This window comes from Bartonella sp. TT119HLJHH, assembly GCF_042193385.1.
In the GTDB taxonomy this organism is placed as follows: domain Bacteria; phylum Pseudomonadota; class Alphaproteobacteria; order Rhizobiales; family Rhizobiaceae; genus Bartonella.
In genome coordinates, this window is record NZ_JBHILS010000004.1 from 64,099 (window position 1) to 90,934 (window position 26,836).

Here is a 26,836-nt window from a genome sequence, read left to right on the forward strand (position 1 = left end):
CGATGTGGAACAGGGAATGTATCGTGGACGTTCTGTTTTAGTGGTTAAAACTTTAGCGTTTTCTTTCTTTTCCAGAGATCAACTTCTTTTATTTCATTAGTGAATGCATTGGGTAAGATGCGTTTTTCACTTTTTCTTGAGAACATGTGTGGGATAAAGTTTTGCTGTAAAGAAATGATTCTATTGTGGGAGATGATTTTCTTGTTTTCTTGAGAGGCTATAAAGGGCTACTTGTATCAGTGTCTTTTATGATGACTTCGTTAAGAGCTTGGGTATTGATATAAGTTAGCTCAGTAATAGAATCATTTTGTATCGCACTTAATCTTTATTGATTATAGAGAGAATCCTATTAGACCGTAAAATATCGTCGTTTAAGGTGGTTGATCCATGTAAGGCTTTAAGCATACCGGTGTTTTTTATGAGAATATTTAAGGCAATGGTTTGTCTATAGGCTTATATTGTGACATGTGATTCTCCTTAAAAAAATAGAGATCGACATCACATTGATTTATAAAGATCATTTGTTGTTTTGCGCCTTGAATGGAAGGTCTATCGTAGGATTTTCTCATTTCAAATTTCTCTCATGTTGAATCAATGACAATCACTTGCTTTTCGGTCACACGTGGGGCTGGCATGTGGGTGAAAACTCTATAAAAAAGGAAAAATGTTTATAATGAATATTTTCAAATGTAAGAATTGTTGTAACATTGGGGTTAAATGTATGCTGATGCCAGCGCGCTTTCTTATGAGCAGAAAAGAGAAAACCGTTACAAGACAGAAGGTGTACACATTCAATGATCTTTAGTGCTTTTTATGATAAAGGTGCATGAGACTTTTCTATGAATATCACGCTGTCTTTTCATATTTTTGAACTAAGAATTGTCCATATATTTTTCTTATTTTTGTGAATATAAGGGATTTGTTGCGAACAGCTTGTAAAAATAAGTAAACTTAAAACCAAATGTGTTGTGTATGGGGATGAGCAAAGTATTTTATCAAAGTCGGTATGACTTTCCAGTTCATAGCTGGTTTATGAATGATTTTATGGTGGTGCTTATCTAAGTTTATGATTTTTTTTGTTATCTGCTCATCACTAGATAACATATTGATTTATACATATAATTTACTTTTTTCATATTGAATTAGAACCCCGAATAACGTAAGATTCACTCATTTCAAATCTCTCTATCTAAAATTAATCAACACCACTCGTTTGCACGTCACAAGCGGGATGAGTGTGTGGATAAAGTTTGTATAAGAAAGGACTAGAAATGGCTCTTATGAATTGTCTCAAGAGCCAAGGGCTGTCGCACAACACCCACGAGCTGACAAATATAACGATGGTGCCGGCTTGCTTCTTCATCAGCGTAAAAATGGGGGTGCTTAATGGACTTAACGTTATACCATTCCGGGGGCTGCGAAATGGGCTTGGGTGCCTTGAGAGATGTTTCTTTAAAACAAACTCCGTGAATTGGCAACTGGGTGGTGGGCTGTTTTACGTGAGGGGCGTGATCCCATTAAAGAACGTGAGAAACAAAAGCGTGAGGCAATGCGCAATCTCCATTATTTAAAAGATATTGCTTTAGATAGCGTAAAACTGAATTAAAAAGAGATGGTAAAACTTGTGATTGGTTTTCACCCTTACGCCTTTATATTCTCCCCAAATTAGGTTGTCTGCCCGTTTCAGAGATTACGCAAACAGAGATACGCAATACCCTTGCCTCTATTTGGCATGCAAAAGCTGCAACAGCAGATAAAGCACTGAAGCGTCTTAATCTTTGTCTCAAACATGCGGTTGCTTTGGGTTTGGATGTTGATTTACAAGCAACGATAAAAGCATGCGCGCTCTTAAGGCAAACAACGTCATAAAACCACTCATAGACCAGCCATGGATTGGAAAGATGTTCCTGCTTTTTATCAGTTACTCTGTAAAATACAAAACATAACACAACTGGCTTTGCGTTTGCTTATCCTGACAGGCGTTCGTACTAATCCTTTGCGTCATATTCGTGAAGATCAGATTGAAGATGATATATGGACAATTCCTGCTGAGAATATCCAATCTTTAGCGGTTTGTTTGAAACAGAGATTGAGACTTTTAAGAGTTCTATGAATCATTCTAGATTTTTTGTGTCCGATTAGAGTAAGAATATTGCGTATATCTCGTAATCTCTGAAATGAGAAACCTCATTTGGGAAAAATATGAAATTGAAAGGGGCAATGCTAACGTTCATTTTTATTGTTATTTTTTAAGTTAGCTTTACTGCTTTCAAAAGTATTTGGCATGCCTTTTACAGAATGGAGATGATGGTTTTAGTTCATGCTTTTTTTATCGCGTTCTTTAATGGGGGAATGCTTCTCATGCAAAATAGAGCGCCCACGACAAAATATGCTTATGTTGTACCGTCACGCGTTTTTTTAAAAGGAATATTTTTCAATATTTGTGGCATCCATTTTATGACGGTATTTTTGAATGTTACGATGGTTTTGTAGAAGGGTAAATGGTAAAGTCTCGGGTGTAGTGTATAAACGGCACTATGATCTTTACGCTTAATGAAAAAGCAAGCCAGCAGCCTTACACATTTTGCCAGATTCCAATGTTGGTATATCCTTTGGTGCTTGAGATGGTTCTACTAGCTCTTTTTGTACAGTTTTTACCCACAGATCAGCTCCGCTTGTGATTAACAAACAAGTAATTTGATTAATTTCAACATGAGAGCAATTTGAAATGAGAAATCTTACCATATTCAAGATTCTAATTTAATATGAATATGCTAGATTATGATGATTAATCAGTTTGTTATTTATGAAGAAAGAAAATGAGGAGGAGGAATTTGTCGAAAAGTTAGATTGTTTATAGATTGGCGTTGGTTAAGAAATTTTGTCCTTAAGGGCAGAGAGGATGTTAAAAAATAAAACCAGCAAAAAGCTGGTTTTACCGAAATATTATTATGATGATGAAAGAGTGTATTATGCAGCGTAGACAGCTTTGCTGTTTTCATCTGTTTCTTCTCTCTCAGTTTTAAACTCGCGTTCCGGCTTGTTGGAGAGATGCATCTCTATGAGATTGATAGCTTCTGTTTCAGAAAGACTATTAATAACTGCAATTTCGCGGGCCATTCTTTCAAGAGCAGCTGTATAAAGTTGGCGCTCAGAGTAAGATTGTTCAGGTTGTAGATTAGAGCGGAAAAGATCACGGACCACTTCGGCGATACAAATAAGATCTCCTGAGTTGATTTTAGCATCATATTCTTGTGCACGACGTGACCACATGGTCCGTTTAACGCGTGCTTTTCCGCGTAAAACTTTTAAGGCACGTTCGACAGAGTCACTAGCAGATAATTTACGCATTCCAACGGAAAGGGCTTTTGCAATGGGGACTTTGACATCCATCTTATCTTTTGCGAAATGAATGACAAAAAGTTTTAATTTATGTCCTGCAACCTCTTGATCTTCAATCGCTATAATTTGTCCTACTCCATGCGTAGGGTAGACGATATATTCAGAGGTTGCGAATTCTTTGGTCTTGGAAGACGTTCCATGTTGGGATGCCATATTTTAGTTTACTCCCTTATGATCAACAAATGTATCGGAAAACAGGTTATAAACCTGAGGGTTGAGTTTTCTTTAACCAAGTATATTGTACCAATTAAGTGAGCATAAAAGTCGAGTACTTTTAAATCCAAAAAAAAATACATCGCTTTACTATAACAAGCAAAGAAAAATACTTAGAAAGATGATCATGTTAAAATAACACTAACATCAAACTTCCAAAGAATCAATCATTTCGCTTAAGGATTTTTTATTTTTACAAGAGAAGTCTTTCAATCGTTGAAGGAGGAGGGTGGGCACTGTATCATTACTCTTCGCCACTTCCTGGATTTTCTGAAAAATACTTTTCTAATTTATTTGGAATGCCATCCATTTCTTCTGCTTGAGGAAGAGGATCTTTTCGAGTGGTTAGATTAGGCCATTTGTTTGCATAATGAAGATTAAGTTCTAACCACTTTTCTAATCCTGGTTCTGTATCAGGTAAAATCGCTTCTGCTGGGCATTCTGGCACACAAACACCACAATCGATGCATTCATCGGGGTGAATAACAAGCATATTTTCCCCTTCATAAAAACAATCAACTGGGCAGACTTCAACGCAATCCGTATATTTGCAGTGAATGCAGTTGTCGGTTACTACGTGGGTCAAGATCAAACTCCATTTGTTACTTTAATTCTCTTTAGAGGAAAGTGGGTGCGTGTTTTTATGATTGGTGAGTTGATCGCGTAGTACAGCTAGTTTCGCAAAAGGTGAATCAGGATTAAGGCGCTTTTCTTTTTGAAAAGGCTTATGATTTGCATGTTTTCCTTGGGATTTGTGGAACTTATGAGAGCGTTTTGCTTGTGATAGTGCTTCTTGAGGGGAATTTTCATTTGTGTGTTCCGCTTTTTTTACAGCGTTCTTCGATTTATTTTGCCACTTATTTCCTAATTTATCACGTTTTTTTTGTGCTTGGTGGTGAAATTGGTGCCTATAATGCCATAATAAAATAACTTTATCTTCTTCTGTAGAGCGAGGGGATTTGGCAAAATTCCCAACAGGTTCAGCTGCTGGTAAACGATTGGTTTTATGGAGATGTTTTTCAATACCAGAGGATAAAGTGTTTGGGTATGAGGTAGTTTTTTCTTCTCGTGTTGTTTCTAAATCGCTTATTGTTTGCCATTGACTTCCAACGCATTCTGCTGCAGGAACATCTTGCATTGCCCCATTGACAGGGGAAGAGGCTTGGTGTGCAAAGAGATTTTGTTCAAAAACACTATTGCTTATGCTGTACGATTGATAACCAAGTCCTTTGAGGATTTCTTCCATATCGTTTCCATTGGCCCCAAGAATGGACATCATGGCTGGTGTAACAAAAAAACTTTTGCCATCATAGGCTCCATCGGGCTTAGGATCACTTCCTTGTTTCCAATGAAGTGCGGGGCGGATGAGATTGGCAAGACGTTCTAAAATATCAATCCGTACAGCACGTTGTCCTAAGATTCGGTAGCCGGCTAATTGATAAAATTGGCGGTTATAGGTAGGGTCAACAATCAAAGAGGTTCGACCAGCAGATAATGCTGAAAAAATTTCACCAAAACCAGTTTGATCTTGTCCCGCATTTTGAAGAGTCCACAGGAGAGTAATGGCTTGAACTGGAGCTGGTTTAAGCATTCCGGCAACATAGATGTGAAAAGCGCCAAAACGCACACCTAGACGCCGAAGCACGGCACGCGATTCTTGCGCAAGACCTTTGACAATGTCTAAGACTTCGCGGCGGGGTAAAATCCCTAAAGAGTTAAAAAGTTGTAAAGCAAGACTGTTTGTTGAATCCGTTAAATTATCAGCATTGCGCAAATCAAACAGGGGTTTTAAAGTCGTTTCAAAATGAAAGGTGACAAAGCGTTCTAATCGCTTCACAACGTTATTGCGGGATTCTCCCGTGAGTTGTTCATCTGCTAAAACAATCAGTTTGGGTTTGAAAAAATCTTCTGTTGCTACAAGTTGTCCTACAGGTTGACCAATCCAGCGCACAAGTCCATCAGAACTGAGGGTAAAATCTCCATTTGCACAAGAACAAAAACGGGTCGCGCGTTTGGAAAAAGCAAGAATCAAATTCTCATTATCTGTTGAAATTTGCTTCTCAGCTATTTGATCGGTACTGTTTTTGTTGGCATAAAAACGAAAACCTTCAAATTTACCCCTTCCGTGTTTTTCAATGAGAATATCATCTTGAAGAATCTCATTCTGTTGAACAATCTTGCTATCCATGATCATTTTCTTTCTCAGTGTGACACTGGTCAAAAGCTTTTTGCGACAATTTCATAATGGTGCTCTTTCTTTAACACGTTTGTTACATTTGCTTCAATCACTCTTGTCATTTTTTGCTGTTTCTTTGCGCCTTAAAAACTTGAATGCTTCTTTTTTTATTCAGTTTTCATTCAGTTTGGATGCTTTATATTTGCAAGTTACACTTATTAGTTGTATTGTAAAGCTGAAAGCATAAATAAATTCTTCAATTTAAAAGGAAACGGAATTGGTTATCAAAAAACAGCATTTGTTTTGCGTGATCACTTTATTTTTTTTGCTGTTTTGTCATGAAAAGTGGAGAGAAAGTTTTTTCAAATATTTCATAGGCTAAAAGGCATATTGTAAAGGCATTTTGCAGGTGAAATTGTGTCTTATGACAAGAAGTTTTACCATGACAGTAAAAAAAACAATTGCGATTATAAAATTACACGTTAAAGTAGTGGGTACAGAAGTTAACAACTTTTGCGTTCTTTTTAAGCAAAGAACAATGATGTCGTTGCCAAATCAATTTTGATAATTTTAATCGCAAGGGGTTATTATGGGTAATCTTTCAAATGCTGTTTATAAAAGCAGCAAAAATTATAGCGATGCAGACAAAAGCTTAGGACGTAATATGATGCGTTCTGCTATGCAAGCACCTTATCTTGAACGACAAAAAGAGCATGATTTGGCTCTGCGGTGGAAAGACAAACGTGATGATGATGCCATGCATCAAATTGCAGCGGCTCATATGCGTTTAGTGATTGCTATTGCTAATCGCTTTAAACGTTTCAAAATGCCATTGGGGGATTTGGTACAAGAAGGGTATGTGGGACTATTGGAAGCTGCTGCACGTTTTGAACCTGATCGGGAAGTGCGTTTCTCAACGTATGCAACGTGGTGGATACGCGCTTCTATTCAAGATTATATTTTGCGAAATTGGTCAATTGTTCGAGGGGGAACCAGTTCTTCGCAAAAAGCACTTTTCTTTAATCTGCGGCGTTTGCGAGCAAAACTAGTGCAAGATGATAGTGCTTTGTCAAAACAGGATATTTTTCGCACAATTGCTGAAAAACTCGGTGTTTCTGTGCGTGATGTTGAAACAATGGATTTTCGTTTTTCCAGTTCTGATAATTCCTTGAGCGTTTCTGTTTCTGAAAACAGCGATAATCCCATTGCTAAAATGGATGTGTTGGTGGATGATAGTCCTCTTCCTGATGCTTTAATTGAGCAAGTGATTGATGGTCAACGGCGTACACAATGGCTTTACGATGCGTTGCAAATTCTCAACGAACGGGAATTGGAAATTATTCGCTTTCGTCGCTTAAATGAAGAGGGGGCGACTCTCGAAGTTTTAGGTGAAAAGTTAGGAATCTCGAAAGAGCGCGTGCGTCAAATTGAAGCTAGGGCTTTGCAAAAATTGCGTTCTGCTCTCCTTACGATTCATTCAGAAGATGCTTACGATATATAAGCAGTGAAAGGCTTTTTTGGGGGAAGAGAATATATTAAGTGGGGGCATATGAGAATATGATAAAGTCAGTTTTAGGGGATGTTCATATTTGTTTAGGAATATGCCTCCTTGGGAGCGCTACTGATAAACAGAGGAAGATAGGGGGCTGTTAGTTGGAGGAAATATATATATATCAAACGGAGGACTATAAAGGCATGATGAAGTTGGATTTTAAAGTGTTCCTCTTTATTTTCGAATATGCTTTAAGGGGGAGGGCGTGATACAGGCAGAAAAGAATCAAAACTGTAACGGATGAGAAGAAAGGCTTATTCTGTAATAATTTTCACTTTTGTACCTGCGGGTAAAGTTTGCGTTGGTGAGAGGGCGTTGAGGATGCGAAAGAGTTTTTCTTTATATGGTGTGTATTGCATTTTATCTGCAAGATTGGCAACGGTTTCTCCTTGTTTAACACGGACAACACGGATTTTTAAGGGCTGCAATTTTTTTAACTGTGAAGATGAAAGAGAATGAAAGCTTTGTAGCGTTTTTTGGGCAACCTCTGCAAAATTTCGAGAATTATATGGAGCGGCCGTCAAAAAACGAAAGATGTGGTTGTTGAATGGAATGACAACCACATCAAATTGCCATTGATCATTGGTAGCATAGGCCCGCGCTCCAAGTAAACTTTGGCTTTGGGATTCTTGGCGCATAAATTCTTGATTGGGGAGCCCTTGAATTGTGATGGGGCGGATAGATGATTGATCTAGACCGATAATCCAGCCGCTTTTCAAATAATCACTCGCAGATATTTCAGCAGGATGTGGAATAGCATCAAAACGAATCGCAATTTTATCTGGTCCACTGGCCCAAACAGTGTGTGCTGAATGTTCTATTGTAAAATTGTTTGGAACAGAAAAAGCTATGCGCAATTGTGGGTGAATAAATTGGTTGCCTCGTACAAAACCTGTATAAAAGCCTCCTCCAAAAATTATGCCATCAATGCTTTTGAGAAAAGAATCATGATCGGATATTTTACTATTCCCTTTACTGATTTTACGCGCTTTTTCTATCGCAAGCCGAATGCGTTGAGGGGTAGTTGGGTGGGAGGCTAAAAAATCTAGAGAGGCATTTTGGGTGCCAGAGATATTACGAAAAGCACTATAGGCTTCCATTGTTTGAAGAAAGCGTGGTGAAGCAAAAGGATCATATCCTGATTGTTGGAGCATTTCGAGCGCAAGGGAGTCAGCTTCCAGCTCTTGATTGCGGGAAAATTGCGCGAGTTGTTGCTTGTTTTGCATAGGGTTATGAAGTTTTTTGCCAATAGAAGAAAGAAGACGTGAAGACATGTGATTGGTCATCTTTAATTGGGCTTCTTTTTGCAGGCGTAAAATGCCATGATTGGCTCTGATATGTGCTATCTCATGGGCTAAAATGGCTGCAACTTCTGAAGAATCATTGGCTAATGCCAGCATACCACGAGTGATGTAGATCGAGCCGTTGGGGAGCGCAAAAGCATTGATAGTTTCTGAGTTTAAAATTGTTACAGAATAGCTTTGATGAGAACTATGGGATGCAACTGCTAGTTTACGGACAATCTTTGCTAAAAGGTGTTCAAGTTTTGCATCATGATAAGCGCCACCATACATTTGCAAAATACGTGGGTGTTGCAGAGCGCTTAATGTGACATAGATATTGTGGTTGTTGGTACGTTTGATCGTTTTAGAAGAAGTGGAAGAAAGCCTATCATTTTGAGAAAGTGGTGTATGACAAGCCGAAAGGAGAAACGTTAGACTTATGAAAGTTGCTTTATACAGGCAAGAGCGAAAAAGAAAATTGCGGTGAAAAATGGGGTGCGTTGGACCATGGTGCACATTATTTCTGCGGAGTAATTTGGCAAATTGCATTTGTATCTTTGTATCGTATGTTTCTTTAAGAAAGGCATTAGGGATAAGGATTCGTTTGGCTATATCATGCTTTTTGTTTATAAAAAATGACTCTCACTTATAAAAAGATGCACTGTAAAGAAAATTTTGTGAAAGGCAAAGTATGGCATGACAACATTTACGATATTATTAAATGGGGATGTTCATATCACTGATCGTTTGCTTAATCAAATTCAAAACAGTCGGGTGATTGCTGCGGATGGTGGTATGCGTCATGCGGCAACGCTTAATGTAACGCCTGAGTTGTGGTTAGGAGATTTTGATTCATCAGATGAGAATTTAATCCGCCAATATAATCATGTTCCGCGTGAAGTTTTTCCCTCTGATAAAGATATGACAGATAGTGCTCTGGCATGTGAAAGAGCGCTGCAAAAGGGTGCTAAAAAGCTTATTTTATGCGGTGCTTTGGGAGGGGAGCGAAGTGATCATAGCCTTTCTCATATGACGCAAGCGTTGATGATGGCTGAAAGGGGTATTTCAGTGTTGTTGACAAGCGGTTTGGAAGAAGGTTGGCCGGTTTTGCCAAAGCCTTGTTCATATGATTTGCCTAAAGGGTGTTTGTTTAGTCTTATCGGTTTTTCTGATTTAAAAGGTTTAACGCTTAAGGGAGTAAAATGGCCAATTTGTGACAAAAATGTGTCATTTGGCTCTTCTTTAACACTTTCTAACCGTATTTGTGGAACCTTTTCTTGCCATTTAGGTTCTGGAAAAGCTATATTGCTAGTGTCTGTACCTATTCCATAAAGCTCTTCCAATATATTTTGAATAAGGCAGGGGGGGGCCTAGTGATGAAGTGCCGACATAAACGATATATGTATTGATCTTGAGAAGGAAAGGTTTTGATATGTTAAAATCAATTTTTAAAGTGGCCGTTGTTTCAGCCATTGGTTTCAGTTCAGTCGCTTGTACTACAAACGATGAACGCGTTGCACGTTACGGCGTAGGAGGAGCAGCAATCGGTGCTTTGGCTGGAACTGCTATTGCTGGAAGTACGCCTGGAGCAGCACTTACCGGTGCAGCATTTGGTGCTTTGGCTGGAACAGTAACAGGTGCAGCTGCAAATCAAAGAAAACAACAAAGACAGGCATCACAATTGTGCACGTATCGTGGTCGTAGAGGGCATGTTTACCAAGCACCTTGTGGACAGAGAGTCCCTGTACGGCAATTGTGTGCTTACCGTGATGCAAGAGGGGTGATGTATAAAGCACCTTGTCCGCGCCGCGTTCGTTAATGGCGGTGCCGCTTTTGCGGCTTGACCGCATTTTCTTAAATTTTGGAAAAACGCCTTTGCTCAATCAAGCTTCTTTATCGGTTGAGCAGGGGGCGCGTATTGCGTTGGTTGGCCGTAATGGTTGTGGAAAGTCGACCTTATTAAAAATTGCCGCAGGAATATTAGAACCTCATGGTGGCGAAATTTTTCGCCACCCGCGAGTAACGCTCCGTTATGTCTCACAAAATCCGGATTGTTCAGGATTTGAAGATATTAATGCTTATATGGAAGCGGGGCTGGATGATATATCTGATGTTCAGTGGATTAATACGCTTCGCACAAATTTAGGGTTTTCTGGGACGGAAAAATTGGAAACGCTTTCGGGAGGCGAAAAGCGGCGTGTTTCATTGTTACGGGCCATTGCTGCAAAACCCGATATTTTGTTCTTAGATGAACCAACCAATCATCTTGATTTACCAACTATTGAATGGCTGGAAGCTGTTTTGGCTTCTTTGCGTTCAGCGATTGTGGTGATTTCCCATGATCGACGATTTTTAGAAAATGTTACACGGTCAACGGTATGGCTTGATCGTGGCACAACCAAAAGACTGGAAAAGCGTTTTTCTGAGTTTGAAAATTGGCGTGATAAAGCACTGGAAGAAGAAGCCATCGAACAGCATAAATTGGGGCGCCAAATTGCTCGTGAAGAGCAATGGTTGCGTTATGGCGTGAGCGCACGGCGTAAGCGTAATGTACGGCGCTTAGGCGAATTAAAAGACTTAAGACAGCGTCATCAAACCTATAAAGGGCAGCCAGGAAATGCACTTTTGACAGCAGCAAAAAGTCATGATTCTGGGCAATTGGTGCTTGAAGCAAAGAAAATTTCAAAATCCTATGGTGATCGCATTATCGTGAAAGATTTCTCTTTGCGCATTCAGCGGGGTGATCGAATCGGTTTGGTAGGACCCAATGGAATCGGAAAGACAACGCTCCTTTCTGCATTAATTGGGCAAGAAGCCGTGGATAGTGGAACGGTGAGGCATGGCTATAACCTCTCTATGGCATTGCTTGATCAGCAACGTATTTTAAATGAAGAAGAAACTTTAGCGCATTATTTAACGGGGGGAAGAGGTGATACTCTTGTGATCAATGGGCTGGAGCGGCATGTCGTTTCTTATATGAAAGACTTTTTATTTTCACCGGAACAAGCACGCACTCCCCTTAAAGAATTTTCTGGGGGAGAAAGAGCACGCCTCATGCTTGCACGACTTCTTTCTCGTCCTGCAAACTTTTTGATTCTTGATGAACCGACCAATGATTTGGATATGGAAACTTTGGATTTGTTGCAAGAATTTATTGCTGATTTTGCGGGGACAGTATTGTTGGTCAGCCATGACAGAGACTTTTTAGATCGTACTGTAACGCATATGTTGGCACCTCAAGGTGATGGTCATTGGGTTTTGTATGCGGGCGGCTATAGTGATATGATGGCGCAAAACCAGCATGCTCTTCGCTTACAACGCAAAAGAACAGAATTATCGCAACGTAAAGCACCTTCAAAATCTCATGCGGGAGAGCTTTCAAAGCAGGACACATCAACAGATGATCGCTTGATAGGGCGGGAGAAAAAAACACGAAGTAAATTGTCTTATAAGCAGGTTTATGCATTGGAAAAATTGCCTGAAGAAATTGCTGTTTTACAGGACGAAATCAAAAAAATTGAGCAAGAACTCTCTGATCCAGCCCTTTATCGCAGTGATAAAGAGCGTTTTGAGCGTTTATCAACAACGTTGGAAAAAAAGAAAAATACTTGCACACAAAAAGAAGAAGAATGGTTAGAACTTGAAATTTTACGCGAAGAAATGGAAGCGTGTTCACGGTAATGTTTCAGATATTAATATCTAAACATTTTAATTCGTATTGCATCATCGCTTTTCTTTAATTTGTTACAAGAGTTTGTGGCTGATTTAGCGGGAACAGTGTTGTTGACGAGTTATGGCAGAGACTTTTTAGATTGCACTGTAACATATAGCATCTCAAGGCGATGGTCATTGGGATTTGTATATGGGGGGACAGTGATATGATAGCGCAAAACAAACATGCTCTGAGCTTACAAGGCAAAGAAACAAAACTACCTTTGCCGTGAGTTTTTTCAAAATTTCGTATATGGAAATATGCCAGTTCCATTGCATATTTTGCTCGCTCTTAGTGTTGCTATAGCGCCCCTTGGAATTTGAGAGCATTCATAAGAAACATGCCCTTGTCTTTACCTTATGCTTTAAACATACCACCCCCGCTTATGATGGAAAAGCAAATGATCCTCATTAATTCTAACGTAAGAAGTGTTGTGATGAGGAAAGCTTACTGTATTTGATGTTATAATTTAAGTTTAAAAATGATGATTTTATAGGATAAATCAACGTGTTATTGTAACATTGTCTAGGAGGAGGAAATGATGGCAATTAAAACAAAGCGAACAATTTCCACATTGATCAGTTTAGAAGATGTAGCTGAACTGTCTTCTTATTTCCTCCGTAATGCGAATCATCTGCGTCCTTTTGAACCTGTTAGATCTGATGGTTACCACAGCCTAACAGCTTGGGAAACACGAGCCAATGCATTTGCTTATGAAAGCGCACAGGGACAAGCATACCGATATGCTGTACGATTAAAAAATGAAAACACAGTCATCGGTGTTGTGAATTTTACAAATGTGGTTCGGGGTGTTTTTCAAGCCTGTCATCTTGGTTTTTCTCTTGATGAAAAACAACAAGGCAAAGGTCTCATGTTTGAGAGTTTATCGGCTCTAATACGCCATATCTTTCATGTTTATCATCTGCATAGAGTGATGGCAAATTATAGACCTGAGAACATAAAAAGCGAACGTTTATTAAAACGCCTTCATTTTGAAAAAGAAGGCTATGCCAAAGACTATTTGATGATTTCTGGAAAATGGAGAGATCACATTCTAACCTCTCGAATCAATGATCTTTATGAGTCCGTTAATAGATTCGAATAAAGTTTTGTTAAGGGTCTTTTTATCAAATGTGTAAATATGCTGCACTTTTCCCTATCCTAAAAGACGAAGATCCTTAACCACCTCTTCTTTTGTAAACAGTTCAGACTCTCGTTTAGCGGATTTCAACGGCTGACTATTTTCATATGTTTCTTTTCGTAGATAAGAAATTGATTTATCATCATAACTCATTTTTTTAATTTTAAGAGAGTCCTCAATATCGGAAGACTTTCTCACTTCAAATTTATTGATGTTTAATCATAAAAACACCTCTCTTGCACATCACAAACTGAGTTGGCATAGATTGGCATACAAGTGAGGGTTTATGTGGATAAACAATGATTGAAGAATAAGAATAAAAATTCTCTGTATAAATCCTTTTAAATGTGAGGGCTGTTGCAATATTGTGTATTCTGTGACCGATAGTCTCGTTACAAGTTACACAAACTGCTTATTATTGGGTAAAATTTTATACATTCATTTGTTTTTTGCCATTTGTTTTTTGCATTTTCTTTTCTTAAAAAAATTTCCAACGTTATCAATGGTTTTAATTCATACCAAGCGCATTTTTATAAAGCTCAATGATTGCTTCTTCTTCCATTCGTTCATGTTCTTCTTTTTTACGCAGCCGTATAATGCTTCGAACAGCTTTACTATCGAAACCAGAGCCTTTAAGTTCAGTGTAAACGTCTTTAATATCATCAGAAATGGTTTTTTTCTCTTCTTCTAGCCGTTCAATACGTTCGATAAAAGAGCGTAATTGGTTTACGGATATAGCGTGTGTTTGATCGGTTACTGTATCGTTCATTGTATTTTTCTCCAGGTTATATATTTTAAGTTGTTTTTCGACGACGAATTTGTGTTAAAAAAGCTTGAAAATAAAAAGTAAATCAAGCTACACAGCTTTTTTACAAATTGACTTTAAATATTTTGTAAAATTTTTAAGATATATGCATTGATAAAAGGGCTATAAAAAGAAAAATATAAAAATATACGTTTTAGATTTGAAAAGCTTTAAAAAAAAGAAATGTGTAATTTGTTTTGAGAATTTGGCATTATAGAGGAAGTTTTGTGATTTTAAAAAAGCGATATTGGGTGTTTCAGAAAGGATTAAAAGTTTTTCTCTTGAGCATTTTGCTCTTGTTTCCCTTTGTTGTTTTTGCAAAAGCTGACTTTAGAGTTTGTAATACAACCCAGCAGTCTGTAGGGGTTGCTCTTGGATATCGTACATTTTCAGGATGGGTGAGCGAAGGCTGGTGGACGGTACCAGTGACGGAGTGTAAAACTTTAATTGAGGGGCCTCTTGCTTCACGGTTTTATTATTTTTATGCGGAAGGGGCACAAAAAAAAGGGAACTGGGCAGGCTCTGTGACCATGTGTGTGCAAGATAGCCAATTTACTATTCAAGGGGTTCATGATTGTTTCCCTCGAGGATATCAAAAGGCTGAATTTAAAGAGATCGATACCGGAAATCAAACCAGTTGGATGGTACAGTTGACGGATGAGTCTTTGTTAAACAATTCAGTTATACCTTCTCTTTCAGGAAATTCTCCACCGTGAAACGTGCACGTAAAGTAAAAATTATTGCGACTCTTGGTCCTTCTTCTTTTTCTCGTTTGATGATTGAGAAGCTTTTTAGGGCAGGAGCAGACGTTTTTCGTCTTAATATGAGCCATACTGATCGTGATATGCTGGGTGATTTGGTCGAGTCTATACGAGAAGTTGAAAAAACAGTTCGACGCCCCATTGGTATTTTGGTGGATCTTCAGGGGCCAAAACTGCGTGTGGGGCGTTTTGCTAAGGGGCAAGAAGATTTGCGTGTTGGGCAAAGCTTTACATTAGATAATCGCGATGTTCTTGGCGATGCGCAGCGTGTTTTTTTCCCTCATGAGGATGTATTTTCGGCTGTTAAACCAGGGGACCGGTTGTTGATTGATGATGGAAGGGTGGAACTGCGTGCGCAAGTTTGTGATGATCACTTTGTACAGTGTCGCGTGGTTGCTGGTAGCCGTATTTCTGATCGAAAGGGTGTCAGTTTTCCCGATACAATTTTGCCTTTTGATTCGATGACGTCAAAAGATAAGGAGGATCTTCAGGCTCTTTTACAGCAGCCTGTTGATTGGGTTGCGCTTTCTTTTATTCAATGTCCAGAAGATATTATAGCGGTGCGTCAGTTGACGAAAAACAAGGTGTCTTTGATGGCTAAAATCGAAAAGCCTCAAGCCTTGGAGCATATAGAGAAGATTATTGAAATTTCCGATGGGATTATGATTGCACGGGGTGATCTCGGTGTGGAAATGCCTCTGGAAAGGATTCCTGCACTTCAGATGGAGTTGATAAAAGCTTGTCGTTTAGCTGGAAAACCGGTTGTGGTGGCAACACAAATGCTCGAATCAATGATCACATCTCCTGTTCCCACACGCGCAGAAGTCTCAGATGTTGCTACAGCCGTTTATGCAGGAGCGGATTCGGTGATGTTGTCTGCTGAATCTGCTTCTGGTCGTTATCCTGAAGAAGCTGTGCTTATGATGGACCGAATCGCGCGGCAAATTGAGCAAGATCACACTTATGCCGCTCAGGTTGGGGCACAACATCCTGCACCAGAATCAACTGGAACGGATGCGATTTCTCTTGCTGCGCGTCAGATTGCTGAAACACTTGCGCTATCCGCTATCGTTGCTTATACGGCTTCAGGAACAACGGGGGTGCGCGCCTCTCGTGAACGCCCTAATAGACCAATTATTGCTTTATCGCCCATTGTGGAAACAGCACGGCGTTTGGCTTTAGTTTGGGGGCTTCATTGTGTGGTCACGCAAGATGCACGGAGTTTAGAGGATATGGTTGATCGAGCAGCAGCCATTGCATTTCAGGAAGGCTTTTGCCAAGGAGGGGATCGTTTCCTTGTGACAGCTGGTGTTCCCCTTGGAACGCCTGGTGCGACAAATCTCTTGCGTATTGCTTCTGTCTCCCAAGATGGAACGAAAGGGATTTGAGCCGTTTACGCATGGTGTTTTTTCATGCGCCTTTGAACAGGCTTTAAAAACAACGGGTGTGCGCCTCTTGTGAATGCCTCCATAGACCCATTATTCTTTTATCTCCTATCCTAAGATAGAAAGGTATTGCGTTAGGTCGTCCAGTTTGGGGATGGAAGCAGATGCGGTGATGTTGTCTGTTGATTTTGTTTTAGTTCTGAGGAAGCTGCTTTTACGGTAGGGCATTTAATGGGAGCCCCCCTTTTATTTCATTGAGACAGATTGGGGATGCTTTATTGATGTTTATACGAGCGAGATGTTTATTGATAATGAGAGTTCATTCTTTCGCTTTTTGGATAAGAGCCTTGAAATTTTTCCCATTTTAAACTTTTGCAAACAGAATTGAATAAAGTTAAAATTATGTGCCTAAAAAATCGTACTGGTATGTTATGAGAAAAAGTGATGGGTGAATGTGTTTTTAAAATATGCTTTGTCGAAGCATTTGCAACATATTGATTTATAATGATAATATAGCATTGTTCAATTTGAATTAGAACCCCAATATCGTAAGATTCTCTCATTTGAAACTTGTTCATGTTGAGTCAATGATAACTCTTCACTTGCACGTCATAAATGGGTGGGCAATAGCGGGTGTGCCTTGCGGGTAAAACTGTACCAATTATGAATCGTTTTAGTGCCAAGGACTGTCGCAACAATGAGGGCTGGTAAAGTGTATGATGGTGCTGGTTTCCACTTTCATAGGTGTGGAGGTTTTGAGGGGGAGGAGAGGGGTAGAGTGTTGTGTTATCAGGATAAAGATGGCGGTCGAGAATGTTTGCAAAAACTATTACTGTTGTTTGTGATGTTTGAAGTTGTATGAGATTAACATAATCTTTTGGTCTGGCTTTTTTTCTACTCTCAAGGATGAAAATTCTAAAACCCACGCTGATTTGTACACAATATGGTTCTTCTTGGGGGGCTCGTCTGTTGGATATTTCAGGGCAGAGACTGCATAGTACTTATTATAAAATAGCGGTGTTTTACAGTATAATAGATAAGGTTATATTTTAATATATATTGAATCTGCTTGATATTATCTAGGGGCAAGGATTTTGGGGTATGCATTCATAGGGAACATGAATATAGCTCTTTTTCTTTGAGGATGCTTTATTTGTTTGTTGCTGTTGTCATTTATATGATTTTTTTTACAATGATGTTGATTTTGTTATCTTATTGCGCGGTTAAAAGACATCTCATTTGAAATGTGGTGATATAAGGCAGTCTCCTTGATATAGGAAGCGTTTGTGCGGAGGTGAAATATTCAGGGTAGGGCTTTCTTGTTGAGGTTTAAGTTAATCCCATAAGTCGTGAGTAGCTGGAATCCTTCCTATAAAAAACCAGACTGTTTACACACTGGTGTGGGTTTAAGATTTTTATCCTGTGAGATGTGGCGGACAAGTCAAATCTCTGGTTTATTATGCGCTGATGTACTTTTTAGAAATCTTCCTGTTCCTGTTCTTGTTCTTGAAGGTTTGTGCAGTTTTGATCATCTTTGAGCAATTGGTTGGTGAGATTTTCAATGCGTTGTGTGGTGTCACGCATAATTTTCCCCATGGTGCGGTCTCTTTCGTTGTGGAGTCGTAAAAGAGCATTGTAGTCTTCTTGTAATTTTTTATTTTCTCGTTTTATCTCTTCCATTTCATCGATAATCATTATGCCGGCCATAACCGATAAACGATGGTCGCCAATTTCACCAAAATTGTTCTTTAAATGTGTGATATATTGATCCAATTGAGCAGCAAGCGCAATAAGACGACGTTCTTGTCCTTTGTCACAAGCCATGCGATAAACTTTACCATCAATGGTAACGGAAACAGTTTCCATACATTCAAACCTTTATCTATCAATGACAACACGAATTGTTTCCATTGCTTTAATAAGACGTTTGGAAACTTCTTTGTTTACGGACTCTAAGCGTTCAATTTGGGCTTCAGCTTTGTCAAGCGCTTGGGCAAGATGGCTGCGGTCAGCATTCATTCGTTGGATTTCTTCTTCCCATTCGTTATTTTTATCAATAACGGCATTGCGGTTTATTATGGTGATCTCTAAAGTTCTAAGTGCCTTTTCTAGGTGCTCTAAAGCATCTTGTAGAACTGTAGTCTCTTGGTTCATTGCTTTTATCCTTTGGGTAATTGTATCCTTTATCAATGTGTTATGCAAAAACGAATCACTTTCACTCTTGTGTTGTGTGCATTTTATTTTTAAGTATGTAGGATATTTTAGCAAGCAAAGCAGGGGATAGATATAAATTAAAAGCTGGATTTTTTGCGCGTATTGGCATAAATGACATGGATATACAGAACGCGTGAGGGGAATGTTATTAATATTATTGAAGTGGTGGCAAAAAGTCTCACGCTAATGGTTAGAAAATAGTATTTCTTGAGAATTTTAAGAGAATACGGAAAAAGCAACAGAATAACGTATTTAACGAAATGGTCGATTATTCATGACAAACACCCACCAACAGAATCAGATGGCCAATGCTATCCGTTTTCTTGCTATTGATGCGATTGAAAAAGCAAATTCTGGTCATCCGGGCTTGCCAATGGGAGCAGCCGATATTGCTACGGTTCTTTATACAAAATTCCTTGCTCATGACCCCACGAAACCTCGTTGGCCTAACCGTGATCGTTTTGTGTTATCAGCAGGACATGGGTCTATGTTGCTTTATGCTCTCTTGTATCTTTCTGGTTATGAAGATATTGGCATTGAAGATCTCAAAAATTTTCGCCAATTAGGAGCAAAGCTTGCTGGGCATCCAGAATATGGGCATGTGGCAGGAATCGAAACAACGACTGGTCCTCTCGGACAAGGGTTGGCGAATGCCGTGGGGATGGCTCTTGGAGAGCGTTTGCAAAATGCCCGTTTTGGTGATCTTATCAACCATTACACCTATGCGTTGGTGGGCGATGGATGCCTTATGGAAGGGATATCTCAAGAAGCACTTTCCCTTGCCGGTCATTTGAAACTCAATAAGCTTATTGTGTTGTGGGACGATAATAATATTTCTATCGATGGAGAGATTTCCCTTGCTGACAGTACAGATCAGATTGCGCGTTTTAAGGCATCTGGGTGGGAGACACATAAAGTCAATGGGCATGATCAAGCAGCAATTGCGCGGGCTATTGAGGCGGCACAAAATTCCGATAAACCAACTTTGATCGCTTGTAAAACAACAATTGGCTTTGGAGCACCAAATAAAGCGGGTACCAACAAAGTTCATGGAGCCCCTTTAGGAGCACGAGAAATTGCTGAAACCCGTATTGCTTTAGGGTGGGATGCTGAGCCTTTCGTTATTCCAGCCGATATTCTCGATAATTGGCGCTTGGCTAGTCTCAATGCTGCTAAAAAACGCCAAAAGTGGGAAGCAAAATTTGCTGATCTTCCTGTTTCAGAGCGTGTGGAATTTGAACGATTGATGCGGGGCGATCTCGTGGGCGGATTTGATAGCGCTGTCGATGCTTATAAACAGAAATTGGTTGAAGAGCGCCCCGTTGTTGCTACGCGTAAAGCTTCGGAAATGGCTCTTGAAGTGATCAATGAGGTCGTTGTTGAGACTATTGGTGGTTCGGCTGATTTAACCGGATCTAATAATACAAAAAGCAGCCAGATGAAAAGTATCTCTGCTGAAGATTTTTCAGGGCGCTATCTGCATTATGGAATTCGCGAACATGCAATGGGAGCTGTGATGAATGGTCTTGCCCTTTATGGCGGCTTTATTCCTTATGGGGGAACCTTTTTATGCTTTTCTGACTATATGCGTCCTGCTATGCGTTTGTCTTCTCTCATGGGGTTGCGGGTGATTTATGTCATGACTCATGATTCTATTGGTCTTGGTGAGGATGGTCCGACCCATCAACCCGTGGAGCATTTGGCTTGCCTGCGTGCAATGCCTAATCATTTTGTGTTTCGTCCTGCCGATGCTATGGAGACAGTTGAGTGTTGGCAATTGGCTTTGAAAGCACGCGGGATGCCTTCTACCTTGGCTTTGAGCCGACAAAATCTACCGCTTTTGCGTCAAGAGTATGAAGAAGAAAATCTCTGTATGCTTGGTGCTTATGAATTCCTAACAGCTAGCGATGATGCACAAGTGACGCTGTTTGCTTCTGGTTCAGAATTGCAAATTGCAGTGGAGGCACATGCGGTGTTAGAAGAAAAAGGCATCCCAACGCGTGTTGTGTCAGTGCCTTGTTTTGAACTTTTTTCTCAACAATCTCTCTCTTATCAGCGTGCTCTTATTGGAGAGGCGCCGATTAAAGTTGCCATTGAGGCCGCTGTTCGGCAAGGATGGGACCGTTTTATTGGCTGTGATGGTATCTTTATTGGCATGGATGGCTTTGGAGCAAGTGGAACGATTGATGCTCTTTATGCGCATTTTAATATTACTTGGGAAAATGTCGTTGCCACCGTTGAAAAAGAGCTGGAAAAGATCAAAGAGCAAAGTACAAAATGACAGCTTTATGTTGTCATGAGTGGGGTTGGTCGTAGGCATCTATTTTGTACAGTGTTGTGGATGATCTTGTGCATTACTGTGGATAAGTGAGTGAGTGATCAAGATATTGACGTTATAGGAATTAATGATTTTGGATTGGTGAAATACCCATTTATTGTGTTTTAAATGTTGTGCTTAAAAAATTGATGAGGAAACATGTGAAATGACAGTTCGTGTTGCAATTAATGGGTTTGGTCGTATTGGTCGCAATATTTTACGTGCACTTGTGGAAAGTGGACGACAAGATATTGAAGTGGTTGCAATTAATGATTTGGGATCGGTGGAAACAAATGCCCATTTATTACGCTATGATTCAGTTCATGGGCGTTTCCCTGGGATCGTTAAGGTGGTAGGGGATGCTATTGATGTAGGGGGTGGTTTAATAAAGGTATGCGCAGAGCGTGATCCTGCTCAATTGCCTTGGAAAGATTTGGATATCGATATTGCTTTGGAATGTACGGGTATTTTTACGGCACGTGATAAAGCAAGTGCTCATTTAGATGCGGGGGCAAAGCGTGTTCTTATTTCTGCGCCTTCTGAAGGAGCAGATCTTACGGTTGTCTATGGGGTTAATCATCAATCTTTAAGCAGCGAGCATCGCGTTGTTTCAAATGCTTCTTGTACAACCAATTGTTTGGCGCCTGTTGCACAAGTTTTGCATAACACAGTGGGTATTGAAAAGGGCTTTATGACAACAATCCATTCTTATACGGGGGATCAACCTGTATTGGATACAATGCATCGGGATCTTTATCGTGCACGTGCGGCAGCTCTTTCTATGATTCCTACTTCAACAGGAGCGGCAAAAGCTGTGGGATTGGTCTTGCCAGAATTAAAGGGATTGCTTGATGGTGTATCGATTCGTGTTCCGACCCCTAATGTTTCTGTCGTTGATTTGACATTTATCGCTAAGCGTTCCACAACAATCGAAGAAATTAATACAGCTATTGCTACTGCTGCACAAGGGCATCTGAAGGGCGTTTTGGACACGACAGAAGAAAAGCTCGTGAGTTGTGATTTTAATCATAATCCTCATTCAGCTATTTTCCACAATGATCAAACCAAAGTGATTGATGGTAAGTTCTGTCGCGTTCTGGTTTGGTATGATAATGAGTGGGGCTTTTCTAATCGTATGAGTGATACTGCTGTAGCTTTTGCTCAGACAATATAAGAGGACCTCAGGGTCCTCTTTTTATAGGGAAAAGTCTCATTTTTGTGCAATTTTGAGAAAAACAGTTAGAGGCTGTTGTTCTCATGCGCTAGAGAGAAGAGGCTATTGAAACATTGATGATGTGTTTTGTTTTAATACTGTGTCAATACGTGCTTTTAAAAGCTGTATGAAAGAGTAAACTTTTAAAAAGTAAGATCTGAACGAGATACCTTTTGAGAAAACGTTAGAAAACAGGAGATGTAAACTCTTTTTCCTAGAAGTAAAAGGAAGCTTTAATAGAGATCAAGTTGAGCCAATGCATTTGTTTGCCACAATGGAATATGAAGATTAAGAGTGATGGTGGGCTTTTGTACATTTGACGATAAAAGCTTTGGATTTTTATTAAGCAAAGGGTGAGAGATAGGCTGTCGTGGATCTCTTGTAAAAGCAAAGAGGGAGATAAGTGGAAAGAAAAGTAGGCAGGGTTATTGGATGCGTTTTTATTTGAAACAATGGAAAGTGAAGAGGAAGCAGTGATGGGGTTTCGTACACTTGATGATGTTGATGTTTTGGGTAAACGTGTTCTGGTGCGCGTAGATTTTAATGTTCCTATGGCGCAAGGTAAGGTATGCGATGAGACGCGTCTTGTGCGACATAAAGAGACACTCGTTGAGCTACAAAAGTGTGGTGCTAAACTTATTCTGCTTTCTCATTGTGGTCGCCCCAAAGGAAAGGTAGAGCAAGAGTTTTCACTCCGTCCTGTTGTGCAAGTGCTGGAAAAGATCATTAATCAGCCGGTTGCTTTTGCTCCGGACTGTATCGGTTCGGCGGTGCAGGTTGCAGTTGAGTCATTACAAAATGGTGGTGTTTTACTGCTTGAAAATGTTCGTTTTCATGCTGGTGAAGAAAAGAATGATTGTTCTTTTGCTGAGGCTTTAGCCCATCATGGCGATCTTTATGTTAATGATGCTTTTTCAGTTTCTCATCGTGCTCATGCTTCGGTAGAGGGAATAACGCATTTGTTGCCTTCTTATGCAGGACGCTCTTTGCAATATGAGTTGCAGGCATTAGAAAAAGGACTTGGCAATCCAGCACGTCCTGTGGTTGCCCTTGTGGGAGGAGCAAAGGTTTCTAGTAAGCTTTTTGTGCTCAATCATTTGGTGGAAAAAGTTGACTCTTTGATTATTGGTGGGGGGATGGCTAACAGTTTTTTAGCTGCGCAAGGTGTCCATGTAGGAAAGTCTCTGTGTGAACATGCATTGATGGAAACAATAAAAAAAATTATTAAAAAAGCACAAGAGTGTCACTGTACGCTTCTGCTCCCTCAGGATGCTGTCGTGGGATTTCGTTTTGAAAAAGATGCACCGCATCGTCTTTATGACATTGAAGATATTCCACAAGATGGCATGATATTGGATATTGGGACGCGCTCTATTGCGCATATCAATGCTGCGATAGAGGAAGCTGCTACTCTTGTGTGGAATGGACCCCTTGGTGTTTTTGAGATGCCTCCTTTTGATAAGGGAACCATTGCCGTTGCACGCCATGCAGCAGAACGTAGTTTGACGGGAAAGTTGGTTTCAATTGCGGGTGGAGGCGATACGGTTTTTGCTCTTAATCATGCCGGTGTTGCCAATGATTTTACTTATCTCTCAACTGCTGGAGGAGCTTTTTTGGAATGGATGGAAGGAAAGACCCTTCCTGGTATTCTTGCCCTCATGCAGGCTTAAAGGGCTTCTTTGAAGGGGAAGGTTAAAGAAAAACTATACGGTCGTGTAGAGTGTTTTGATAGTGTTGCGCATTTTTAGAAATTAAGACAAAGTAAAGAGGAATTTTTTATGAATGAACGGCTTGAAGATATTGCACTTGCTTTGGTGCATGCGGGTAAAGGTATTTTGGCGGCAGATGAAAGTACGGCGACCATTGGAAAGCGTTTTGAAAGCATTGGTGTTGAATCCAATGAAGATAAGCGCCGTGCTTATCGTGAAATGCTTTTTAGTACAAAAGAAGCGATGGAAAACGCCATCTCTGGGGTTATTTTATTTGATGAAACCATTCGGCAAAAAGCATCAACTGGGAAAATGTTGACGGATCTTATTCGGGATTCAGGCGCTTTGCCAGGGATTAAAGTTGATACCGGTGCAAAAGCCTTGGCTGCTTTTCCCCAAGAAACAATTACCGAAGGGTTGGATGGTCTTCGTGAGCGGCTAAAAGACTATTATGCTTTGGGAGCACGTTTTGCTAAATGGCGTGCGGTAATTGCTATTGATGAACACACTTTGCCAACAAGAGGCGCCATAAGACAAAATGCACAAGCTCTTGCACGCTATGCTGCCTTATGTCAGGAGTTCGATATTGTGCCCATTGTTGAACCGGAAGTGTTGATGGATGGACCATCGTGTGGGCATTCAATTACACGCTGCTTTGAGGTGACACGCACTGTTTTGCAGGCTGTCTTTAAAGAATTGTTTGAAGCTCGTGTTCTTTTGGAGGGGATGATTTTAAAACCCAATATGGTGATTGATGGAAAGGATGCTCGCAAGGCTTCTGTTGAAGAAGTTGCTGAAAAGACTGTCCAAGTGCTTAAACAGACTGTTCCTGCTGCTGTTCCTGGAATTGCTTTTCTTTCTGGAGGACAGTCTGATCAGGAAGCAACGGCGCATTTATCTGCTATGAATTCTTTGGGCGCATTGCCTTGGAAATTGACCTTTTCCTATGGACGCGCATTGCAAGCAGCTGCCTTAAAAGCATGGGCTGGAAAAGATGAGAATATTGCTGTTGCACAGAAGGCATTTCGTCATCGGGCTCGGATGAATCATCTTGCGGCTTTGGGACAATGGACAAAAGAACAAGAAAAAGCGTGCGATTGAAGCACAAGCCCTGTTTTTAAATGCGGAGAGATTTTTCATATTTCTGCGTGATTTTTTGTGCCCTCATCATGATAAAAATGGCGGGGGCATTTTAGGCTTGAAAGCTTTCTCAGAGAGTTTTTTCCTTGGACCTTTTAAAAGTCTTTAATGGGTGCTATCGAGAGATAAAATTGCGGGAGAGGTGCAATTTCGAGAAGGGGAGATAATGCTAGGAAATTTGTGAATGCACAGCACTTTAGTATGGTGTCGTTCATGAGGTGGTACTTACTTTTTGCGTGAAAATCATAAAGCTCATACTGTATTGAAGAGTTTGATATTGTGATATTTTTTCTTTTTCATGTTATCATTGCTTGTCATCGGCAGAATTCATTTGATTGCAGTTTCAAAGGTGGATTAAGCGGGTAGATTAGAGAGTTGCGATTTCTGAGCGGATTGGAATACAGCTTATGAAGCTTTTCTGCGTCAAGATAGCTTCCTCTTCAATGGGGGTAGTTTTTCTATTGACGAACGAATTGAATAACTCTTGCGAAAGAAAATAGATTTGCACCTCAATAAAACACCTATTTTTTCGTTAAAATGGATAAATTTTTCTTGTATTTTTTGATGATATAATTAAAGATAACTAACTTCATAGCATCTTGGCTTAAAACGGGGGGAGTTGTGGACGGTATATCTTCTAAAAATAACAGTATATCTTCTAAGAATACAAGCATCAAAAGAAAAAATCGATACGCAGAACAGAGCTTTTCTGCAATTATGATGCGAAAATTGTGCAATATGGTGCGTGGGGTATTCGAAGGGATCTTTACAGTATTTACTTTCATAATTTTTATTATCTTGCTCAACATACGTGGACCGGTTCATACCGCATTAAAAGTCTTTGGGTCGGTGAGTGGAATAGGGTGCTTTTTCTTTTTTGTCGGATACTACTTACAACGCCGTGACGCAACAGCAGATGAAGCCGGTATATCGTTCGCATTACTCATGGCAATTGCTGAAGGCGTTTCTTCTATTTGCTGCCTGTCTGCTGCGTGGGGTTACGATGCTCTCTTATTCCGTTTAGCACCTCCTGGGTATGTTCTTATTCTCCCTGAATAAATAGGGTGCAATTCGTTTGCATACAAATCAAAATGAGAGGCTGTCTGCCTCTCAAATTCTTAATAATTGCTTTCCAAAATAATGACATCAGACCCGCTTTTAATGAAGGGACTAACAAGCTTTGGGTCCTTAAGCCTCAAGGCAACCCTTTACAAGTTGCGCCTATCGGCATCCTTGACCTTAAGACAGAAAAACGGCTTATGAACAAACTCTCTTATTAAGCCACATCATCTTTTATTCTTCTCATGTGGTTCTGAAATCATGATATAAGGGGCAAGCTTCTCATCGTGCCTAAATTGTACTTTATCGTGTGTTAAATGGAAAAATGAGAAAAAGCATCTTTATGCAATATAATCCAATTATAATTTTTTGATTTGAAGGTAAAGGGTTTAAAGTTCTACAAGACTGATACGATAAAGGGGGGAAGTTGCCTATCTTAGAAACTAAGGCGTATTTTAGGTGCTCTTGATATAGTTACCAAATGGTTTTGAAGACTTATCCTTTTAGCTCTATTCACTAAAAGGTCATTTTGAGGGGGCTTGGCTAATGAATGTAAAGGAAAATTAGCACGTAATATTTCGCTTTGCTGGTATAGATGCTGAATGAGTTAATTATCGAGAGGATCACTGAAGAGGGAGCGCTAAAAAATGGTGAAAATCCTCCGTACTTCGGTGAATTCGTGGTTGAAGATATAATCGTAGAACTTGGCTTATCTGTTCCTGAAACAGCTGAATGGTTTGAAATGGTTAGGGTG

Annotated in this window: 20 protein-coding genes and 1 pseudogene; 14 read left to right on the forward strand and 7 right to left on the reverse strand. The window is 39.9% G+C overall.

The features are described 5' to 3' along the window. Positions 1–1,271 precede the first annotated feature (1,271 nt). Positions 1,272–2,062, forward strand: a pseudogene (locus tag ACFIJL_RS03405) (tyrosine-type recombinase/integrase); the annotation flags it as partial. A gap of 908 nt (positions 2,063–2,970) precedes the next feature. Here ACFIJL_RS03405 and ACFIJL_RS03410 read toward each other — a convergent pair. The 3 genes from ACFIJL_RS03410 to ACFIJL_RS03420 all read right to left on the reverse strand — a co-directional run bounded on the left by ACFIJL_RS03410 (position 2,971) and on the right by ACFIJL_RS03420 (position 5,803). Continuing rightward, on the reverse strand, positions 2,971–3,555 hold the full coding sequence (locus ACFIJL_RS03410) for a CarD family transcriptional regulator (RefSeq protein ID WP_273790499.1): 585 nt from the start codon (positions 3,553–3,555) through the stop codon (positions 2,971–2,973). Between the two features lie 304 nt (positions 3,556–3,859). Then, entirely contained in the window at positions 3,860–4,201 is a 342-nt protein-coding gene (gene fdxA / locus ACFIJL_RS03415; protein ID WP_375622556.1) for a ferredoxin FdxA, read from the reverse strand. Between the two features lie 21 nt (positions 4,202–4,222). Then, positions 4,223–5,803: a hypothetical protein gene (locus tag ACFIJL_RS03420; RefSeq protein WP_375622558.1), complete on the reverse strand. Its 1,581-nt coding sequence runs from the start codon at positions 5,801–5,803 to the stop codon at positions 4,223–4,225. Positions 5,804–6,380: 577 nt separating this feature from the next. On the opposite strand from ACFIJL_RS03420, the gene ACFIJL_RS03425 reads away from it, so the two are divergent. After that, positions 6,381–7,292 (forward strand): RNA polymerase factor sigma-32, encoded by a 912-nt coding sequence (locus ACFIJL_RS03425; protein WP_375622560.1) that lies wholly within the window; start codon positions 6,381–6,383, stop codon positions 7,290–7,292. A 305-nt stretch (positions 7,293–7,597) separates the two neighbouring features. Here ACFIJL_RS03425 and ACFIJL_RS03430 read toward each other — a convergent pair whose 3' ends face one another. Continuing rightward, positions 7,598–9,175, reverse strand: coding sequence for a M48 family metalloprotease (locus tag ACFIJL_RS03430; protein ID WP_375613184.1), 1,578 nt, complete (start codon positions 9,173–9,175; stop codon positions 7,598–7,600). Between the two features lie 147 nt (positions 9,176–9,322). Here ACFIJL_RS03430 and ACFIJL_RS03435 point away from each other — a divergent pair, with 147 nt between their 5' ends. The 4 genes from ACFIJL_RS03435 to rimJ all read left to right on the forward strand — a co-directional run bounded on the left by ACFIJL_RS03435 (position 9,323) and on the right by rimJ (position 13,443). Continuing rightward, the gene (locus ACFIJL_RS03435; protein WP_375613185.1) at positions 9,323–9,958 is read left to right on the forward strand and encodes a thiamine diphosphokinase; all 636 of its coding nucleotides are present in this window, start codon (positions 9,323–9,325) and stop codon (positions 9,956–9,958) included. A 100-nt stretch (positions 9,959–10,058) separates the two neighbouring features. Further along, the gene (locus ACFIJL_RS03440; protein ID WP_375613186.1) at positions 10,059–10,445 is read left to right on the forward strand and encodes a hypothetical protein; all 387 of its coding nucleotides are present in this window, start codon (positions 10,059–10,061) and stop codon (positions 10,443–10,445) included. Beyond that, the gene (locus ACFIJL_RS03445; RefSeq protein WP_375613265.1) at positions 10,445–12,307 is read left to right on the forward strand and encodes an ABC-F family ATP-binding cassette domain-containing protein; all 1,863 of its coding nucleotides are present in this window, start codon (positions 10,445–10,447) and stop codon (positions 12,305–12,307) included. The genes ACFIJL_RS03440 and ACFIJL_RS03445 overlap by 1 nt, the downstream gene beginning before the upstream one ends. A 572-nt stretch (positions 12,308–12,879) precedes the next feature. Beyond that, positions 12,880–13,443, forward strand: a complete 564-nt coding sequence (gene rimJ / locus ACFIJL_RS03450; protein ID WP_375613266.1) for a ribosomal protein S5-alanine N-acetyltransferase — start codon at positions 12,880–12,882, stop codon at positions 13,441–13,443. Between the two features lie 544 nt (positions 13,444–13,987). On the opposite strand, the gene ACFIJL_RS03455 is transcribed toward rimJ, so the two are convergent. Further along, the gene (locus tag ACFIJL_RS03455; protein ID WP_005774567.1) at positions 13,988–14,248 is read right to left on the reverse strand and encodes a DUF2312 domain-containing protein; all 261 of its coding nucleotides are present in this window, start codon (positions 14,246–14,248) and stop codon (positions 13,988–13,990) included. 263 nt (positions 14,249–14,511) lie between these two features. Here ACFIJL_RS03455 and ACFIJL_RS03460 point away from each other — a divergent pair, with 263 nt between their 5' ends. From ACFIJL_RS03460 to ACFIJL_RS03470, 3 genes are all read left to right on the forward strand, one after another. Then, positions 14,512–15,000, forward strand: coding sequence for a DUF1036 domain-containing protein (locus tag ACFIJL_RS03460; protein WP_375622563.1), 489 nt, complete (start codon positions 14,512–14,514; stop codon positions 14,998–15,000). Then, positions 14,997–16,433: a pyruvate kinase gene (gene pyk, locus ACFIJL_RS03465; protein ID WP_375622565.1), complete on the forward strand. Its 1,437-nt coding sequence runs from the start codon at positions 14,997–14,999 to the stop codon at positions 16,431–16,433. The genes ACFIJL_RS03460 and pyk overlap by 4 nt, the downstream gene beginning before the upstream one ends. 694 nt (positions 16,434–17,127) lie before the next feature. Beyond that, positions 17,128–17,292 carry a hypothetical protein gene (locus ACFIJL_RS03470; RefSeq protein ID WP_375622567.1) on the forward strand — a complete coding sequence of 55 codons (165 nt, stop codon included), beginning with the start codon at positions 17,128–17,130 and terminating at the stop codon, positions 17,290–17,292. A 614-nt stretch (positions 17,293–17,906) separates the two neighbouring features. Here the strand turns inward: ACFIJL_RS03470 and ACFIJL_RS03475 are convergent. Beyond that, entirely contained in the window at positions 17,907–18,296 is a 390-nt protein-coding gene (locus tag ACFIJL_RS03475; RefSeq protein WP_375622569.1) for a cell division protein ZapA, read from the reverse strand. A gap of 12 nt (positions 18,297–18,308) precedes the next feature. After that, on the reverse strand, positions 18,309–18,584 hold the full coding sequence (locus tag ACFIJL_RS03480; RefSeq protein ID WP_005774573.1) for a DUF4164 domain-containing protein: 276 nt from the start codon (positions 18,582–18,584) through the stop codon (positions 18,309–18,311). Between the two features lie 334 nt (positions 18,585–18,918). On the opposite strand from ACFIJL_RS03480, the gene tkt reads away from it, so the two are divergent. The 5 genes from tkt (at position 18,919) to ACFIJL_RS03505 (ending at position 26,082) form a co-directional block, all read left to right on the forward strand. Continuing rightward, positions 18,919–20,925, forward strand: coding sequence for a transketolase (tkt, locus tag ACFIJL_RS03485; protein WP_375622572.1), 2,007 nt, complete (start codon positions 18,919–18,921; stop codon positions 20,923–20,925). A gap of 202 nt (positions 20,926–21,127) precedes the next feature. Further along, the gene (gene gap / locus ACFIJL_RS03490) at positions 21,128–22,135 is read left to right on the forward strand and encodes a type I glyceraldehyde-3-phosphate dehydrogenase (protein WP_375622574.1); all 1,008 of its coding nucleotides are present in this window, start codon (positions 21,128–21,130) and stop codon (positions 22,133–22,135) included. 515 nt (positions 22,136–22,650) lie between these two features. Continuing rightward, positions 22,651–23,844 (forward strand): phosphoglycerate kinase, encoded by a 1,194-nt coding sequence (locus ACFIJL_RS03495; protein WP_375622683.1) that lies wholly within the window; start codon positions 22,651–22,653, stop codon positions 23,842–23,844. 108 nt (positions 23,845–23,952) lie between these two features. Next, a complete protein-coding gene (locus tag ACFIJL_RS03500; protein WP_375622576.1) occupies positions 23,953–24,984 on the forward strand; it encodes a class I fructose-bisphosphate aldolase in 1,032 nt (343 codons plus the stop codon). A 756-nt stretch (positions 24,985–25,740) separates the two neighbouring features. After that, positions 25,741–26,082: a hypothetical protein gene (locus ACFIJL_RS03505; protein ID WP_375622578.1), complete on the forward strand. Its 342-nt coding sequence runs from the start codon at positions 25,741–25,743 to the stop codon at positions 26,080–26,082. Positions 26,083–26,836: the final 754 nt, after the last annotated feature.